The sequence below is a fragment of the Pontibacter mangrovi genome (assembly GCF_006385705.1).
GTDB lineage: Bacteria > Bacteroidota > Bacteroidia > Cytophagales > Hymenobacteraceae > Pontibacter > Pontibacter mangrovi.
On the sequence record NZ_VFRQ01000011.1, the window covers coordinates 40,584 to 56,305 of the forward strand.

At 52.4% G+C, this 15,722-nt stretch carries 14 protein-coding genes and 1 pseudogene; 8 read left to right on the forward strand and 7 right to left on the reverse strand.

Features of this window, described 5'->3' with window-relative positions; translation table 11 throughout:
• Positions 1-9: 9 nt before the first annotated feature.
• Complete coding sequence (locus FJM65_RS17305) at positions 10-1,329, reverse strand: c-type cytochrome (protein WP_140623003.1); 1,320 nt, start codon at positions 1,327-1,329, stop codon at positions 10-12.
• Positions 1,330-1,886: 557 nt separating this feature from the next.
• On the opposite strand from FJM65_RS17305, the gene rpsF reads away from it, so the two are divergent.
• The 6 genes from rpsF to FJM65_RS17335 all read left to right on the forward strand — a co-directional run bounded on the left by rpsF (position 1,887) and on the right by FJM65_RS17335 (position 9,665).
• Entirely contained in the window at positions 1,887-2,255 is a 369-nt protein-coding gene (rpsF, locus tag FJM65_RS17310) for a 30S ribosomal protein S6 (RefSeq protein ID WP_140623005.1), read from the forward strand.
• A complete protein-coding gene (gene rpsR / locus FJM65_RS17315; RefSeq protein ID WP_007652662.1) occupies positions 2,255-2,506 on the forward strand; it encodes a 30S ribosomal protein S18 in 252 nt (83 codons plus the stop codon). The genes rpsF and rpsR overlap by 1 nt, the downstream gene beginning before the upstream one ends.
• 12 nt (positions 2,507-2,518) lie before the next feature.
• Positions 2,519-2,962 (forward strand): 50S ribosomal protein L9, encoded by a 444-nt coding sequence (rplI, locus tag FJM65_RS17320; RefSeq protein WP_140623007.1) that lies wholly within the window; start codon positions 2,519-2,521, stop codon positions 2,960-2,962.
• A gap of 99 nt (positions 2,963-3,061) precedes the next feature.
• Positions 3,062-4,048 (forward strand): GSCFA domain-containing protein, encoded by a 987-nt coding sequence (locus FJM65_RS17325; protein ID WP_140623009.1) that lies wholly within the window; start codon positions 3,062-3,064, stop codon positions 4,046-4,048.
• Positions 4,049-4,186: 138 nt separating this feature from the next.
• The gene (locus FJM65_RS17330) at positions 4,187-6,256 is read left to right on the forward strand and encodes a thioredoxin domain-containing protein (RefSeq protein WP_140623011.1); all 2,070 of its coding nucleotides are present in this window, start codon (positions 4,187-4,189) and stop codon (positions 6,254-6,256) included.
• A gap of 106 nt (positions 6,257-6,362) precedes the next feature.
• Positions 6,363-9,665, forward strand: coding sequence for an amidohydrolase family protein (locus tag FJM65_RS17335; RefSeq protein ID WP_239023004.1), 3,303 nt, complete (start codon positions 6,363-6,365; stop codon positions 9,663-9,665).
• Between the two features lie 277 nt (positions 9,666-9,942).
• Here FJM65_RS17335 and FJM65_RS17340 read toward each other — a convergent pair whose 3' ends face one another.
• The 4 genes from FJM65_RS17340 to FJM65_RS17345 all read right to left on the reverse strand — a co-directional run bounded on the left by FJM65_RS17340 (position 9,943) and on the right by FJM65_RS17345 (position 11,545).
• Complete coding sequence (locus FJM65_RS17340; protein ID WP_140623013.1) at positions 9,943-10,734, reverse strand: TerB family tellurite resistance protein; 792 nt, start codon at positions 10,732-10,734, stop codon at positions 9,943-9,945.
• 83 nt (positions 10,735-10,817) lie between these two features.
• On the reverse strand, positions 10,818-10,970 hold the full coding sequence (locus FJM65_RS21340) for a hypothetical protein (RefSeq protein WP_181163761.1): 153 nt from the start codon (positions 10,968-10,970) through the stop codon (positions 10,818-10,820).
• Positions 10,971-11,144: 174 nt separating this feature from the next.
• Entirely contained in the window at positions 11,145-11,273 is a 129-nt protein-coding gene (locus FJM65_RS21655; protein WP_262710950.1) for a hypothetical protein, read from the reverse strand.
• A gap of 17 nt (positions 11,274-11,290) precedes the next feature.
• Positions 11,291-11,545 (reverse strand): hypothetical protein, encoded by a 255-nt coding sequence (locus FJM65_RS17345; RefSeq protein ID WP_140623015.1) that lies wholly within the window; start codon positions 11,543-11,545, stop codon positions 11,291-11,293.
• Between the two features lie 188 nt (positions 11,546-11,733).
• Here FJM65_RS17345 and FJM65_RS17350 point away from each other — a divergent pair, with 188 nt between their 5' ends.
• On the forward strand, positions 11,734-13,623 hold the full coding sequence (locus tag FJM65_RS17350; RefSeq protein ID WP_140623017.1) for a CocE/NonD family hydrolase: 1,890 nt from the start codon (positions 11,734-11,736) through the stop codon (positions 13,621-13,623).
• A gap of 444 nt (positions 13,624-14,067) precedes the next feature.
• Here FJM65_RS17350 and FJM65_RS21550 read toward each other — a convergent pair whose 3' ends face one another.
• Positions 14,068-14,613: a T9SS type A sorting domain-containing protein gene (locus FJM65_RS21550; protein WP_181163762.1), complete on the reverse strand. Its 546-nt coding sequence runs from the start codon at positions 14,611-14,613 to the stop codon at positions 14,068-14,070.
• A 73-nt stretch (positions 14,614-14,686) separates the two neighbouring features.
• On the opposite strand from FJM65_RS21550, the gene FJM65_RS21555 reads away from it, so the two are divergent.
• Complete coding sequence (locus tag FJM65_RS21555) at positions 14,687-14,989, forward strand: hypothetical protein (RefSeq protein ID WP_181163763.1); 303 nt, start codon at positions 14,687-14,689, stop codon at positions 14,987-14,989.
• Here the strand turns inward: FJM65_RS21555 and FJM65_RS21750 are convergent.
• Positions 14,980-15,555: pseudogene (locus tag FJM65_RS21750) on the reverse strand (immunoglobulin domain-containing protein); the annotation flags it as partial. The gene FJM65_RS21555 and the pseudogene FJM65_RS21750 overlap by 10 nt on opposite strands.
• Positions 15,556-15,722 lie beyond the last annotated feature (167 nt).

A 15,722-nucleotide genomic window follows, 5' to 3' on the forward strand; every position in this document is an offset into this window, starting at 1 on the left:
AAAGGGTTATTAGTAGTGGCACTTAGAACACTCTGTACCACCATTGGAAGCCACGGTAAATGCTCCTTTAGAAGAGGCGTCATGAAGCTCTACTAACTTATCATAGTACTCATTGCCTTCCGTATTCAGAGGAGTTTCGCGGTGACAGTCAATACACCAGCCCATGGTAAGCGGAGAGTACTGGTATACTACCTCCATCTCCTGGATAGGTCCGTGACAGGTCTGGCACTCAATGCCACCCACTTTGGTGTGCTGTGAGTGGTTAAAGTATGCCAGGTCCGGCAGGTTATGGATACGCACCCACTGGATCGGCTCATTACGCTCTATAGCCTTGTAAATCTTCTGGATCTCAGCAGACTCAGTTTTAATCTGGCTATGGCAGTTCATACAGATGTTAGCTGAAGGAATGCTGGCGCTTCTGCTCTTGTACACAGTAGAGTGGCAGTAGTTACAGTCGATCTGGTGATCGCCGGCATGCAGCTTATGAGAGAAAGCGATCGGCTGCTTTGGCTGGTACCCTTGCTGAATACCGATACCCATTACTTTATCTATACTTAAATCAACCAGCACCACCACAAAGATCAGCAGCACCAGTGCGCGAACAGCCTTAGACTTGTATACTTTAGAGAAGTCAAAGCGCTGGTTCACCACCTCTGTGTCATACTCGTTCAGCGTGCGGTTCTTGTTCAGGTAGTTTTTCAGAAGCGATGTGATCAGCAACAGCGTCACCACCAGCACGATCAGCACAATAATCAGCACCACCAGCACGATATCCAGGTATCCGCCGATAGCGCTAGCTGCGCCAACCGCCTCTGTTCCAACGCTCTCGCCTGCCGTTACTCCTTCGGGGCCAGCTGCCGGAGCAGATGTCACACCCTGACCAGAGGAGATATAAGCCAGAATAGACTTGATCTCGTCATCAGAGAAAGCAAAAGAAGGCATCGCCTGCTTGTTGAACTCGTTATAAATCGCTACCGCGTCGGCATCGCCAGACTGGATAAGCGCCTGTGAATTTTTCACCCACTTGAGCAGCCATGCCTCGCTGCGTCTTTCTGTCACACCCTGCAAACCAGGACCAACAATCACATCAGACCCTGCCGAGTGGCAAACAGCACAGTTGTTTTTGAACAGAGACTCTCCTGCCGAAATTACCGCAGGGTCTCCCGTCGAAGCCTCCGCACCAGCAGTAGCTCCCGGGTCAACCCCTTTTGTAGCCACATCCGCCTGCTCACTGGCTCCCTCTTGAGCAAGAGCACCAAATGACACCACCAGGGACAACAGGAAGGCGCAGAAAAATCTTGATTGAGTTTTGAGTATACAGCTAATCATAGCCAAGATTACGTGTGTTTAGTATATGATATGGAGAATTTACTTTACGGGCACAAATCTACTATGCGAAATCCATTAATCAAACATAATAAGTTTATTATTTCCCCCTCCCGGCACTCCCTCTCCTACTCTACTCTTTAACACCCAATAATGCCCTTCCCGATGGTTTTATGGCGCATTTATTTATATTCATTCTAAATAAAAGCTGCTTTTCAGCAATTTTACCCAAACAGGAAAAGTTACAATTACTCCTGTTATCGCACCATATATTCAGCATTGTCTTGCTGCATATTATCAGTGCTATTCTCCCTAATCTTGAGGACTTTCTAAGCTCCTTTTTTGCCTGTCACCTGAGCGGCACCACCCGCCCTTCTTTGTACCTATATATATAAGTATAGCGCCCTGCCCTTGCCTATCACCCGGCCCATGATCATGTATAGTGACTGCTTGCGCTACCTATTCAGCTCCATTCACTCTTTTTACTGCAGCAAAGTATTGCTATTGAGAAAGAAACAACATACCTTTGCAGGCTAAATTTATAACCATAAATCGAACCGATGGAATTGAGAAATTACGAAACTGTCTTCATCCTGACTCCGTTGCTCAACGAGACTCAGATGCAGGAAACGGTCGAGAAGTTCAGAGAGGTGCTAAAGGAAAATGGCGCCGACGTTATCCACGAAGAAAACTGGGGTCTTCGCAAATTGGCTTATCCAATCCAGAAGAAGTCTACAGGTTTCTATCACCTGATCGAGTTTAAGGCACCTACTAACGTAGTAGACGCGCTTGAGCTGGCTTATCGCCGTGATGAAAAAGTAGTTCGTTTCTTGACAACTGCCCTTGACAAGCACGCTGTGGCTTACAACGAGCGCAGAAGAAACGGCGAGTTCAAATCACAAGCTAAAAAAGAGGAGGTTAAAGGATAATGAGCTTAGTTAACGAAAGAGTACACAAACAAGAGAACCGTCAGAAATACTGTCGTTTCAAGAAGAGCGGTATCAAGTATATCGACTACAAGGATGGCAACTTCCTGCTGAAGTTCGTGAACGAGCAGGGCAAGATCCTTCCTAGAAGACTGACAGGTACTAGCCTGAAGTTCCAGCGCAAAGTGTCTCAGGCTGTGGCCCGTGCAAGACACCTTGCCATTTTACCTTATGTAACGGATTCTTTAAAATAAGGAGGTCGAACGATGGAAGTAATACTTAAAGACGACGTTAAAGGCCTCGGCTACAAGAACGATATTGTTGAGGTAAAACCAGGATACGGCCGTAACTACCTGATCCCGCAGGGGCTGGCAGTTATCGCTGACAAATCAAGCAGAAAAGTAGTAGCTGAGAACATCCGTCAGGCTGCGCACAAAGCTGAGAAGATCAAGAACGACGCGCAGGAGCTGGCTAACAGCATCGGCGACATCACACTGGAGCTTCCTGCTAAAGTGGGTGAGACTGGCAAGATCTTCGGTTCAGTAACCACCCTGCAGCTTTCTGACGCCCTGAAAGCAAAAGGATTTGACGTAGACCGTAAGCGTATCTCTTTTGACCAGGACGTGAAAACTGCTGGCGAGTATACCGCTACCCTGAACCTGCACAAAGAAGTGAAGCACCAGGTTAAGTTTAACGTGGTGGCTGAATAGTCATTCTGAAAAGACTACTACCAAAGCGTCCTGCCCCACCGGCAGGACGCTTTTTTTTGCCATATTGCACCGTATACAACAAGTATAACAGCAGAAGCTATGTTCCGGACAGAAGTTAAAGTGGCGCAAACCGACCTCGACCTGAGCCTGCAGGACAAGGTGCTGACCGTTGGTTCGTGCTTTGCCACTGTGATAGGCGATAAACTGCAGCAGCACAAGGTGGATGCTCTGGTAAACCCCTTCGGCACTTTGTTTAACCCACTTTCTGTCTGCTCGCTGTTATCGGCGGCGGCGAAAGATACCGGCAAGTATAGTCCGGAGTTGGTGCAGCGCGACGGCATTTGGTACGCGTATGACCTGCACTCATCCCTCTCCAGCCCACATAAAGAAGAGCTGCTGCAGTTAGTGCAAAGCCGGATGCAGGAAACAAAAGCGCAGCTGCAGCAGAGCTCCCTCCTGGTCATCACACTAGGCACCGCCATCGCTTACCGGCTACGGCAAACCGGCGAGGTAGTAGCTAACTGCCACAAGCTACCCGCCAGCCTCTTTGAGCGTGTGCTGCTGCCCATCGGGGAAATGCAAACTGCCTTTGAGCAAATGCTGGACCATCTGAAGCAGGCGAACCCTTCGCTGAAAGTGATCCTGACCGTGAGCCCGGTGCGGCATATAAAGGAAACGATAGAGCTGAACAGCGTGAGCAAGGCCAGTTTACGGGTGCTGTGCCACCAGCTGCAGCAGGCGCACGAGGAGGTTTTATACTTTCCGGCGTACGAAATCATGATGGACGACCTGCGCGACTACCGCTTTTACAAAGAAGACATGCTGCACCCTTCCGCCCTGGCCGAAGACTACATTTGGCAGAAGTTTGTAGACGCCTGCTACGCGCCTGCTTTCCGGCAATTTATGCAAGAATGGGAGAAACTGCAGCGAGCCGTGGCGCACAGGCCTTTCCACCCCGAGGCCGAGGCGCACCAGCAGTTTGTGCAGCGCACGCTGCAGCAGCTACAGGCACTGGAACAGAAGTATAACATCAAGGCAACCCAGGAAAAAGAATCCCTCCGGCAGCAGCTGCTGCCCAAGCCGTAGCCCGCCTAAAACACTTTTGCCTGGCTGGTGCGTAAACCAAACCACACAAACCTACAAATGGCACCGTGGTTATACTTGCAGACGAAGGTTTATACTTTTAAATCCTGCAAGTATGGCCGTTGTTAACCACTTGACGCTATGGCAGAGAAGAACAGAGAACCGAACAGGCTTATACATGAAAGCAGCCCTTACCTGTTGCAGCACGCCTACAACCCTGTAGACTGGCACGCTTGGGGCGACGAGGCGCTACAGAAGGCAAAGCAGCAGGACAAACCCATACTGGTAAGCATTGGCTACGCCGCCTGCCACTGGTGCCATGTCATGGAACGGGAGGCGTTTGAGAACACCAAAATCGCCCAGGCGATGAACCGGCATTTTGTGTGCATCAAAGTAGACCGCGAAGAGCGCCCCGACGTGGACGCGATTTATATGGACACGCTGGCGGCCATGGGCATACAGGGCGGCTGGCCGCTCAATGTTTTCCTGACGCCCGAAGCCAAGCCCTTTTACGGCGGCACCTACTTTCCGCCGAAGCAGTGGGAGGCGCTACTTACCAGCATAGCCGAGGCTTACCAGAAAAACAGAGCAGACCTCGACGCCTCTGCCGAGCAGTTTGTGGCACACCTGAACCTGAGCGAGCTGGAGAAGTATGGTTTAAAGCAGCCGAACTACCATGTGCTGGAGGACGATTTCAAGCTGATCGGGCACAACATCAGCCGGAACTTTGACAAGCGGTACGGGGGCATGGGCCAGGCGCCTAAATTCCCGATGCCCTCCAACTACCTGTTCCTGCTGCGCTACCTTCACCACACCCAAGACCAAACGATCCAAAACCACATCAACCTGACGCTGCGGGAAATGGCCTACGGCGGCATTTACGACCAGATAGGCGGAGGCTTTGCGCGCTACTCTGTGGATGAGCAGTGGCTGGTGCCGCATTTCGAGAAAATGCTGTACGACAATGGTCAACTGGTAAGTCTGTACGCGGAGGCTTACCAGGCCACGCACGAGGCGCTGTACCATGATGTGGTGTTTGAAACCATAGCCTTTGTGGAGCGGGAACTGATGAGCCCCGAAGGAGGCTTCTACTCCTCGCTGGATGCAGACAGCGAGGGCGAGGAAGGCAAATTTTATACCTATACCAAAGATGAACTGCACACTGTTTTAGGTGACGAGGAGCCCCTATTCTCAAAATATTACCACGCCACCGCCACCGGCAACTTTGAGCATGGCCGCAACATCCTGCACCGCCGCATCCCGGACGAAAAGTTTGCCGAGGAAAACGAGCTGGAGCAGGACGTGCTGGAGGAGATGGTGCGCGACTGGAAACAAAAGCTCATGCAGGTACGCGCCCAACGCACCCGCCCGGCCCTCGACGACAAGATCCTGACCTCCTGGAACGCGCTGATGCTAAAGGGGCTGGCGGATGCTTATTATACGTTCGGGAACAAGCATTTCTTAGAGCTGGCCCTGAAAAACGCGGCTTTTATACTTGACAACCTAAAGAAAGGCGACAGGCTCTACCACAACTACAAACAGGGCAAGGCCACAATAACGGGCTTCCTGGAAGACTATGCGCTGCTGATCCGGGCGCTGCTACGCCTGTATGAAGTAACGTTTGACGAGAAATGGCTCCTGGAGGCCAAACAGCTGGCGGATTATACCTTGGATAATTTTCTGGATGAGGCGGAGCGGCTCTTCTTCTTCACCGATAAGAACGCCGGCAAACTGGTAGCCCGCAAAAAAGAGATCTTCGACAACGTTGTTCCCTCCTCCAACTCGGTTATGGCCACCAACCTGCACCTGTTAGGTTTATACTTTGATGAAGGCCGCTACGCGTTGCTTTCTGATGAGATGCTGGCGCGGGTAAAGGAGCTGTTACTAAAAGAGCCGTCTCACCTGAGCAACTGGGCCTCTTTATACTTCCAGAAGCTAACGCCCACCGCCGAGGTAGTGATTGTGGGTCCCAAAGCCCCGGAAATGCGCGCAGAGCTTACCTCCTTTTACCTGCCCAACGTTGTGCTGGCCGGCGCCACCGAGGCCACCCAAAGCAGGCTGCCGCTGCTGCACGACAGGCCCGCCATCAACGGAAAAACCACCGTGTACGTGTGCTATAACAAAACCTGTCAGTTGCCGGTGCATACGGCCGCCGAGGCGCTGAAACAGCTAAGGGACGCCGAGCTGCCGCCGAAATTCCCTACGCTATAGTTCGTTTATTGCCCAGCTTATACTTTTATCATTAGCCTCAGTGCTTTCTACTGTGCCGGCTAGTGTGTAAATTAGAGGCGTAAACTAACTAATTTCCAACCTACTGATGACGAAACGTACCTATCTGAGTATGGTACTGGCCGCTGCGCTATTGCTCCCTTTCGGCGCGGCACATGCTCAGGAAAAAAAGAAAGAAGACGAAAAGTGGCAGGTAAATGCCGCCCACGGTCCTCAGAAAGAAATCACCTTTACCACCGACGAAGGCACCTGGATGAGCGTGGACGTAAGCCCGGACGGCAAAGAGATCGTTTTTGACATGCTCGGCGACATCTTTATCATGCCTATCTCGGGTGGCAAGGCTAAAGTGTTGCGCAGTGGCCGCCCCTACGAGGTACAGCCGCGCTTCAGCCCCGACGGCAAGTATATCTCCTTCACGTCGGATGCCGGCGGCGGCGACAATATCTGGGTGATGAAGCGCGATGGCTCAGAGGCCAAGCAGATCACCAACGAGAATTTCCGCCTCCTGAACAACGCCGTCTGGACACCGGACGGGGAATACCTAATTGCGCGCAAGCACTATACCAACACCCGCTCTCTGGGCGCCGGCGAGATGTGGATGTACCACCGCACCGGCGGCACCGGCGTGCAGCTAACCAAGCGCAAAAACGACCAGCAAGACGCCGGGGAGCCCTTTGCCTCGCCGGACGGCAAGTATGTATACTTCTCGGAGGACATGAGTGGCGGCTCTACGTTTGAGTATAACAAAGACCCTAACGGCCAGATCTACGTCATCCGCCGCGTGGACCGCCACACCGGGGAGATTGACAACGTGATTACCGGCAACGGCGGCTCGGTGCGCCCTGTGCTGAGCCACGACGGCAAGTATGTGGCTTTTGTGCGCCGGGTGCGTACCAAGTCGGTGCTGTTTGTGCACGACCTGAGCACCGGCGAGGAGTGGCCGATTTACGACGAACTGAACCACGACCAGCAGGAGGCCTGGGCCATTTTCGGCGTCTATCCATACTTTTCCTGGACGCCTGACAACAAGAACATCGTGTTCTGGGCTGGTGGCAAGATCAACAAAGTGAATGTGGCGACGCGAGAAGTGGCCAACATTCCGTTTGAGGCCACTGCCACACACTACCTGACCGAAGCCGTGCGCCACGACCACAGCAAAGACGGAGGCATTGCGCCAAAAGCCTTCACGGCCAAAGCCATACGCCATGCCGTTACCTCGCCGGACGGTAAAACGCTGGTATTTAACGCGGCCGGCTACATCTATAAAAAGGATTTGCCGAACGGCAAGCCGGAGCGCATTACACAAGGCCGGGACTTTGAGTTCTATCCTTCCTTCTCGCCGGATGGCAAGTCAATTGTCTATTCCACCTGGAACGATGATAACTTCGGGGCGCTCTACAAGCTCGACATCCGCAGGAAAAACCCCAAACCGACAAAGCTGACGACAGAGAAAGGCTTTTACACAGAGCCAAAGTTCTCGCCGGACGGCAAGTATATTGTGTACACCAAAGAGGGCGGCAACAACCACATGGGCTATGTGCACGGCAAGCACCAGGGCATTTACTATATGCCGGCCAGCGGAGGCAAGGCAACGCTGGTGCAGGAGCATGGCGCGTCTCCCCTGTTCAACGCTACCTCCGACCGCATTTTCTATACCGGCTATGAAGGCGGCAAGTATGCGTTTAAGAGCGTAGACCTGAACGGCAAGAATGAGCAGACGCATTATACTTCCAAGTATACCGATCAGTTTTACCCAAGCCCGGACAACAAGTGGATCGGCTTTGTGGAATTGTTCAATGGCTACATCGCTCCGTTTACCGCCAACGGCTCCGGCCTGGACCTGAGCGCCGACACCAAAGCAGTTCCGGTGGCCCGCTTTACCCGTGACGCCGGCACCAGCATCCACTGGTCAGCCGATAGCAAGAAGGTGCATTGGGTGCTGGGCGACGAGTACTTCTCCAACGACCTGAAAGACCGCTTTGCCTTTGTTCCGGGTGCCCCGGAAGAGCTTCCGGCCGTAGACACGACAGGCACTAAGATCGGGCTGGAGCTGAAAACGGATGTGCCGGAGGGCAAAGTAGCCTTCACCAACGCCCGCATCATCACCATGAAAGGCGATGAGGTGATTGAAGGAGGCACGATTGTAGTGGAAGGCAACCGCATTGTGGCTGTAGGCAAGGACGTGAACGTGCCGAAAGACGCCAAAGTGGTGGATGCAGCCGGTAAAACCATTATGCCAGGCATTGTGGATGTGCATGCGCACCTAGGCACTTTCCGGTTGGGTATGAGCCCGCAGAAGCAGTGGTCATACTTTGCCAACCTGGCCTACGGCGTTACCACCACCCACGACCCGTCTTCCACTACCGAAATGGTGTTCAGCCAGTCGGAGGCCGTGAGGTCAGGAGCGATGGTGGGGCCGCGCATTTTCTCTACGGGTACCATCCTGTATGGCGCCGACGGTAACTTTAAGGCCGTGATCAACAGCCTGGACGATGCCCGCTCGCACCTGCGCCGCCTGAAAGCGGTGGGCGGTTTCTCGGTGAAGAGCTATAACCAGCCGCGCCGTGAGCAGCGCCAGCAGGTAATTGAGGCCGCCCGCGAACTGGACATGAGCGTGTACCCGGAGGGAGGCTCTACCTTCTTCCATAACATGACGATGGTGCTGGACGGGCACTCTGGCGTGGAGCACAACCTGCCGGTGGCCCCGCTTTACAAAGATGTGCAGGAAGTATGGAAAGCCTCTAAGGTTGGCTACACCCCTACCCTGATCGTGAACTACGGCGGCAACTCAGGCGAGTACTACTGGTACCAGAAGAGCAAAGTATGGGAGAAAGAGCGCCTGCTGAAGTTTACGCCACGCTCTGTTATAGATGGCAGATCCCGCCGCGTAACGCTGGTGCCCGACGAAGAGTATGAGAATGGCCATATCGCCACCTCCAAGGCAGCCAAAGTCCTAACCGACAACGGCGTGAAAGTGAACCTGGGGGCACATGGCCAGCTACAGGGACTGGGAGCGCACTGGGAGCTGTGGATGCTGCAGCAAGGCGGCATGACCAACCACGAGGCGCTGCGGGCCGCCACGCTGAACGGTGCGGAATACCTGGGCATGGGCACTGAAATAGGCTCTCTGGAAGCAGGCAAGCTAGCCGACCTGATTGTGCTGGACGCTAACCCGCTGGAGAACATCCGTAACTCGGAGCAGGTAAAGTATACCATGATCAACGGCCGCCTGTATGATGCCGCCACCATGACCGAGCTTGGCAACTACGATAAGAAACCGGGCAACTTCTGGTGGGAGAACAACAAGTATGCCTCTGCTTTTGATTGGCACGAAGGCACCGATACCCGCCTGCAAGGCATTGCCGGCGAACACTGCGTTTGCCGCCAATAAACCTGCATACTAAGTATAAAAAAAGCGGCTGCTCCAGCGATGGGGCAGCCGCTTTTTTATACTTTCGTTGGTGCGCTATTCTGTCAACCAGCCCTTTGGGAGAGCCCTTTTCAGGATGTTTCGGATAGATTTCTTGTGATGTTAGCAAAGATAGCTCTAGCTTTTAGTTAACAGCATCAAGGTAGAATTCAACTGCCAATTTTTGCTGCCGCTAGAGGGAAGGGGCAAGCTACTGTTACTGCTGAGCAGTTAGCTTGATGCTTCAGTTCTTGAGTGTTTACCAGCCGCCACGGCGCTTACCGCCACCCAGGATACCGCCCAGCAAACTGCCTAGTCCGCCGGACCCCATGCTGCTGTAGCCCCTGCGTCCGTTCAGCCCGCCAAGTATAGATACGATAGAGCCCAGGCCACCGGTACTTCTGCCCATCATGCCGCCGCCCATCATACCGCCACCAAGCAATCCGCCCAGCAAACCACCCATCATGCCACCGCCATACCGGCTTCTTCTGCGGCCGCCCATCATTTTGGCCAGCACAATGGGCGCCAGTATACCCAGCATGCCCTGCACCATCTGCGGGGAGATACCGGCATTCTTAAACATATCGCCAAAACCGTTCTTGTTCAGGAAACTTTGTGAGGTAGGGTCTTCGCCCTGCTGCTGCGCCTCCCCGGCTTTGTTCACATACTCCTCCAGCAGGCTGTATTGCTTGTGGTCTACGCCCAGGTAAGTGGCAATTTCTTCAATGCGCTGCTGCTCTTCCTGCGTATACTTTCCGTCGGATTTGGCAAAGCTGATGATGTCGGTGACGAGCGAGAAACGGAGGGTGCTGTTCTTAAGCACATCCATGCACTTCTGCAAGCTGATCTGCGAGGGGTTCTTTGCCACCTGCTCCACCTCCTGCCGCAGGTTCTCGGGCAGTTCGGCCGCCTCCCCCATCATATCCAGAAACTCCAGCTCCTCATCCGAGGCGTTTCCGTCGGCAGAGGCCATGGTGGCGAGCACGCAAAAGTAGGCGCCTTTCTCCTGTATCGGGTAGTCTTTTAGTAACGTAGTTTGTTCCTGTTCCATTTGTTTTCATGCTTGGTGTGCTTTGCTTTAACGGCGAAGTATAAAACAGAGTTAGCACCACCGGCATCGGCAGGATTTATACGTTACTTCGTTTCCTCATACTGATATGGCTTTCCTTCCTGCGCATCGTTGAAACCCCGTACCACATCATCCCAACCCGAGATAAGGTAAGCGGCAAAAGCCACAGCAGCCCCTAGCAGCAGGTAGCGCAGGTTCGTTTTCTTTCTTGTTTTCATGTGATGAGATTCAATTTTCTAGTTGTATTTAGTTTGTTCTCGCCGACTCGTACTCGTCCAGGAAAGCCTGTTGATGCGCCTCCCAATCCGTTGCTACCTCAAGGGCAAACAGTGTAATGGCTCCTAGCAAGAAGACTATACATCGCGGGCGGTTATTCCATATCTTTTCATGTGCTAGCGTATAAAATATCCGTCTAATAATCCGTGTTTTATCTCAGGCCAGCCTTCTATAAAAAAGGCCATTAGCATAAAGCCCAGCGCAAAGTATAGTGCCTTGCGCAGGTGTGGTTTTAAGTTTCTCATGTGGATTAATATAAACCTTAGGCGTGCTTCTTATTACGCTTCTGGGTATAACGGTAAGCCGTGTACAGCGCCAGAAGCGTCACGGTCGGGATGGCAAGGTAGCCAAGGCTGTAACCGATATTAAAAGCTGTATCAGTAGCTGATATTTCGGGCTTCCCCTGTAGCCCAGCCAAAAAGCGGCCGAACTTTTCGCCAGTGAGATAGACTGACGCTAATATTACTATCACTGCACTCACTCCGATCAGCTTGATCAAAAAAACTTTTGTTTTCATAGATGATTGATATTAGACTTTAAACTCCCTTCAATATAACAATAACTCCTTAGAAAGCATTACGCTTATACTATATAAGTACAGATTTATACTTTCGGTTTATACTGCCGCCGCTGCCCTACTACATATCGTCTAGAATGCTTACCTTCAGGGTTTAAACCTTAACCTATCACCTCTAAACTAAACCTATGACCCTATCAAAAGACCTGCTCCGGCCACTTGTGCTGCTGCTGGCGCTCTGCCTGTACGCGGCCCAAAGTATGGCGCAGCAGGTAAACCAGGACTCGCTCTACATCCGGCAAAACTACGAGAAGGCAGAGTACCAGATACCGATGCGCGACGGCAAAAAGCTGTTCACGGTAGTATACTCGCCCAAGGATAAGAGCAAGAAGTACCCCATCCTGATGAACCGCACGCCTTACTCGGTGGGCCCTTACGGCGAAGGCTACAAGACCAGCCTCGGCCCCAGCCCTACCCTGCTGCGCGAGGGCTACATTTTTGTGTACCAGGATGTGCGTGGCACCTACATGTCGGAAGGTGAGTTTGTGAACATGACGCCGCACCTGGACAAAAAGAAAGGCAAAAAAGACATTGACGAGAGCACCGATACCTACGATACCGTGGACTGGCTGGTGAAAAAGCTGGATAACGACAACGGCAACGTGGGCCAGTGGGGCATCTCCTACCCCGGCTTCTATGCCGCCGCCGGCCTCATGAGCAACCACCCTGCCCTGAAGGCGGTATCGCCGCAGGCCCCTATTGCCGACTGGTTCTGGGACGATTTCCACCACAACGGCGCCTTTTTCCTGCCGCACGCCTTTAACTTCCTGTCCAGCTTTGGCCTGCCGCGCCCCGAGCCCACCACGCAACGCAACCCGCGCTTCGACCACGGCACGCCCGATGGCTACGAATTCTTTCTGCGGATGGGTCCGCTGAAAAACGCCAACGAGAAGTACCTGAAGGGCAAGGTGCCTTTCTGGAACGACATAGTAGCGCACCCGAACTACGACGAGTTCTGGCAGAAGCGCAACCTGCTCCCTCACCTCAAAAACATTAAAGGCCCGGCCGTGATGACCGTAGGCGGCTGGTACGACGCCGAGGACCTGTACGGCCCGCTGAAGATTTACCAGACCATTGAAAAGAACAACCCGAAGCTGACGAACATGATTGTGATGGGCCCCTGGGTACACGGTGGCTGGGCCCGCACCGACGGCTCCAACCTGAGCGGGGTATACTTTGGCCAGAAAAACTCGCCGTGGTACCAGCAGGAAGTGGAGGCCAGGTTCTTTAACCATTACCTGAAAGAAGGTGCCAAAACGCCGGTAAAACTGCCGGAGGCTGTCATGTTTGAGGGAGGCAACAACACTTGGCGTGAGTTTGAAGTATGGCCGCCGAAGCAGGCGCAGGAGAAAACGCTATACTTCCACGAGAACGGTAAGCTGAATTTTGAAGCGCCTGCAGCCGGCGAGGCAGAAGCCAGCGCGTATATCTCTGACCCCGCCAAACCAGTGCCTTTTACGGAAGAGGTAGCCCTTGGCATGACGCGCGAGTACATGGCTGACGACCAGCGCTTCGCCAGCCGCCGCCCGGATGTGCTGACGTTCCAGACGGATGTGCTGACGGAGGACCTGACTTTGGCAGGCGAGATACTGGCGCAGCTGAAAGTGGCCACCACCGGCTCCGACGCCGACTGGGTTGTAAAACTGATTGATGTATACCCAGACTCAGCGCAGGCGAACCCGCACCAGCCGAACAAACCGATGGGCGGCTACCAGGCCATGGTGCGCAGCGAGGTGTTTCGTGGCCGTTTCCGCAACAGCTTTGAGAAGCCGGAGCCTTTTACGCCAAACCAGGTAACGCCGGTAAACGTGGAGCTGCAGGACGTGCTATATACGTTTAAGAAGGGCCACCGCGTGATGGTGCAGATCCAAAGCACCTGGTTCCCGCTCGTAGACCGCAACCCGCAGAAGTACGTGGACAACATCTTTGAGGCCAACGAGGAGGATTTCATCAAGGCCACCCATAAAGTATACCACTCGCCGCAGCAGCCCACCAGCCTGAAGGTGAAGGTGCTGTAACGTATACTTGATAAGCATAAAGTATGAGCCCGCTGCGCCTGAGCCGCAGCGGGCTCTTTTTTAAAGTATAAATCTGAAGTGTTTACCTGTAGGGGCAGGTCCCGACTTGTCCGCGCTATACCAGCTGCTATGAAACCTATACTTCTGAAATGGCAGCTACAGAATTTCCTCCTTGGCCTACTGAGAAGGCAAGACCGAGCATAGCTGTGAGGGGTAAACTGGATGGACCCGGCACTTCAAAATGCAGGAAAAGAACGCCTGCACATTTGCCTATGGCCACAACAGCCAAAGCTAGTTTTATACTTTAGGCGCAAGTCCACGAAGTATAGATAAGCCTGCCGCACGGATAGGCCGCGATCTGCCCCTACAAATAATCTCACCAACCCGCATAGACGCAAAAAAGCCGGACAATATGCCCGGCTCTTTTGGATAAACCCTATTACTCTATTTTTTCAATAATTTAAAGTTGCTGACTTCGCCGTTCATTTCGGTGCGCACAAAGTATACGCCCCTGGCCAGCGACTGCTGCAGCTGCAGTTTCTCGGCGGAGTGGCCGCGGCTAACGGTAAACTGCTTTGTCAGCACGGGCCTGCCCATAGCATCCAGCACCTGCACGTTCAGTTGGCCATCCTGGTCGGCGTGCAGCTCCATGCTCACCTCGCCCTCAAAAGGGTTAGGATAGGCTTGCAGGCTATAGCTGTTTACCTCGCCGTAGTTCAGGGCCTTGGTGGTGAAGTACTCGAAGGCGCCTTCCTCGTCCACCTGCTTGAGGCGGTAGTAGCGCGTGCCCCGCTTGCCGTTCTCGCGGTCGGTGTAGCGGTACACCTGCTTGAGCACTGTGTTGCCGTTCTGCGTCGGCACGAAGGCCAGCTTGCGGAAGCTGAAGCCGTCCTCGGACACCTGCACCTCGAAGCCCGCGTTGCGCTCCTCCATCGCCGTGGCCCACTCCAGCACCGCGTCGTTGCCCTGACGAACCGCCCTGAAATACATGATCTCTACGGGGAGGGGGGTGATGGTTTCAGTGGTTGCTGATAATGAATATGATTCATAGCAAGTACCAGCCTTGGGAGTTATTGTACATTTAAAGACAAGTTCTCCATTAGGCACCTCATCTATAGTAAGTTCAGGTACAGTTGTTTTTTCAACCGTGCCTGCGCTAGCTCCATCAACAAGCATCTCCCAAGTATATGCCTCTGCATCTCCTCTGTCTACTGCCTCTGAGCTAAGTGTTATCGTTGAAGGCTTACCTATTTCAATATCAGCTGGTACATTAATCGTGTTATTGGATGTTAAGTATGGATTAACAGTTGCTGTTACAGGAACTCTTGCACTTGCGCAACCACTTGGTGCAGTCATAGAAACGTAATACGTGCCTGAAGTAGATGCAGTATAGTTTGCTCCTGTGCCTAAAAGTGATCCTCCAGTAGCTGCTGTATACCAATTATAGGTGAAATCTGTTGGCGCTCCGGAGGCTGTTAGTGCTAGTGAACCACATCCTGTTTGGGGCGTTTGGACAGTAGGCTGCCCAATAATGTATAAAGGTACTATGTTAGAAGAGGGATCTGTATTAGGCGAAATTCCTTTAACAACTCGAACGTATAATGTCCTAATGCTACTTACAACAACAGAGGTACTGGTGAAAGTTATAGCATAATCAACAAAACTACCATCATTTTTGCCTGGGTTTAAATTTGTATCACTAAATATAATCTCTCCAAATGTATTTGTCGTTGAAACCTGAAGCGTATTCTTATTATTTCCATTAATAAAGCCACTCCCGCTTATATTTAATGTAAATGCCGTACCTTGATTAGCACAACTATTTGTAACTGCAATTGACGGGCTCTGTTGGGCCCAGCTATTTTTTGAAAAAAATACCAAAAGCAACATAACCAAGAGTAGGTAAGTAGTTCTAGTAAAACTTCGTTTCATAAGGGTAGGGTTTATAGGTTAAGCGTTCGTAATCAGATTATTCGGGCAATAGAATTCCGCCCACGCTCTAAAGCGTAGTTTTTAAAGTGGAATAGTTATAGGATTTAAAATTAATGACAGCCACGTATGCAATAGGATGCTTTTTTCATCCTACTGATTTTCATCTT

Coding starts and splice junctions, on each gene's coding strand:
- FJM65_RS21655 (WP_262710950.1), bottom strand. CDS start 11,273: ATGAGAAACTTAAAACCACACCTGCGCAAGGCACTATACTTTGCGCTG.
- rpsR (WP_007652662.1), top strand. CDS start 2,255: ATGAGCTTAGTTAACGAAAGAGTACACAAACAAGAGAACCGTCAGAAA.
- FJM65_RS17335 (WP_239023004.1), top strand. CDS start 6,363: ATGACGAAACGTACCTATCTGAGTATGGTACTGGCCGCTGCGCTATTG.
- FJM65_RS17345 (WP_140623015.1), bottom strand. CDS start 11,545: ATGAAAACAAAAGTTTTTTTGATCAAGCTGATCGGAGTGAGTGCAGTG.
- FJM65_RS17330 (WP_140623011.1), top strand. CDS start 4,187: ATGGCAGAGAAGAACAGAGAACCGAACAGGCTTATACATGAAAGCAGC.
- FJM65_RS17305 (WP_140623003.1), bottom strand. CDS start 1,329: ATGATTAGCTGTATACTCAAAACTCAATCAAGATTTTTCTGCGCCTTC.
- rpsF (WP_140623005.1), top strand. CDS start 1,887: ATGGAATTGAGAAATTACGAAACTGTCTTCATCCTGACTCCGTTGCTC.
- FJM65_RS17325 (WP_140623009.1), top strand. CDS start 3,062: ATGTTCCGGACAGAAGTTAAAGTGGCGCAAACCGACCTCGACCTGAGC.
- FJM65_RS17340 (WP_140623013.1), bottom strand. CDS start 10,734: ATGGAACAGGAACAAACTACGTTACTAAAAGACTACCCGATACAGGAG.
- rplI (WP_140623007.1), top strand. CDS start 2,519: ATGGAAGTAATACTTAAAGACGACGTTAAAGGCCTCGGCTACAAGAAC.
- FJM65_RS21550 (WP_181163762.1), bottom strand. CDS start 14,613: ATGTATTTCAGGGCGGTTCGTCAGGGCAACGACGCGGTGCTGGAGTGG.
- FJM65_RS21340 (WP_181163761.1), bottom strand. CDS start 10,970: ATGAAAACAAGAAAGAAAACGAACCTGCGCTACCTGCTGCTAGGGGCT.
- FJM65_RS17350 (WP_140623017.1), top strand. CDS start 11,734: ATGACCCTATCAAAAGACCTGCTCCGGCCACTTGTGCTGCTGCTGGCG.